This is a genomic window from Faecalicatena contorta, from assembly GCF_021531995.1.
In the GTDB taxonomy this organism is placed as follows: Bacteria; Bacillota; Clostridia; order Lachnospirales; family Lachnospiraceae; genus Dorea_A; species Dorea_A contorta_A.
The window spans coordinates 1-1,008 of sequence record NZ_JAFBIZ010000263.1; the positions used below are offsets into that span (position 1 = coordinate 1).

Here is a 1,008-nt window from a genome sequence, read left to right on the forward strand (position 1 = left end):
ATAAAAGTCACTTTGATCAATCTTTTTCTTCAATTCATTTATAATTCTTCCATCTTTCAATAATACAATGCGGTCACACCAACTTGCCATTTGTGGATCATGTGTTACCATGACAATTGTTTTATTCATTTTTTTATTTATTTCTCTCAGCGCTTCAATTACCACTTTTCCGGACTTCGAATCAAGGTTTCCTGTAGGCTCATCTGCGAAAATAATCTCTGGATCATTTATTAACGCTCTGCAAATGGCAACTCTCTGCCTTTCACCTCCTGACAGTTCGGTTGGCATCTTTTTTTCCAAAAGCCTGATCCCGAATTGATTCATCAGCATTCTCGCTCTTTCTTTTTTGGCATCATCTACCGTTTTGCTGATATAGAAAGGCAACATAATATTTTCAAAAACATCCAGGCTGTCCATCAAATAAAATTCCTGAAATACGAATCCCAATTCTTCTCTTCGTATTCTCGCAAGTTCTTTATCTGACAGTTTTGATATTTCATCTTTCTTGTATAAAAGTGCCCCATCTGTTACAGATTCAATCAGTCCCAGAATTTTCAAAAGTGTCGTCTTTCCACTTCCTGATTTTCCCATAATTCCTACAAATTCGCCATCCTGTACATTCAAATTAATACCCTTTAACACTTTAAACTTACCGTAACTTTTCACAATTTTCTCTCCGCTGATCACTTCCATATCTTTTCCCTTCTTTCACCCTGAATTTGCTGATTAGCAAGTCTCCATCCATACTCTCTCAATAAGATAATGTACCCGGCCTGAAATAATAACAGTGCAAAAAATGTTATCAACACCTGTTTTTTCAAGAGCCAATCAACGTTCCATGTAATATAACTCAAAGCACCACCACTTATTACAATCGAAAGTATAAATGCGATCCATAAAGAAAGCGAAAGTTCCTTTTTCACATTTTTCTTTATTTCTTTGGTCTCCATGCCTATTTTTTTCAAGAATCCATATTTCATACTTACATTAGAAATGTCTGACCATATT

The 1,008-nt window shown here is 35.2% G+C and carries 2 protein-coding genes; both read right to left on the reverse strand.

Annotated features, from left to right (window positions below; genetic code table 11):
* Nucleotides 1-693: ABC transporter ATP-binding protein (locus JQM82_RS15825; protein WP_235251377.1), on the reverse strand; the 693-nt coding region annotated here is incomplete at its 3' end.
* The coding region (locus tag JQM82_RS15830) for a hypothetical protein (RefSeq protein WP_235251378.1) at nucleotides 684-1,008 on the reverse strand (325 nt) is incomplete at its 5' end. The genes JQM82_RS15830 and JQM82_RS15825, both read right to left, overlap by 10 nt.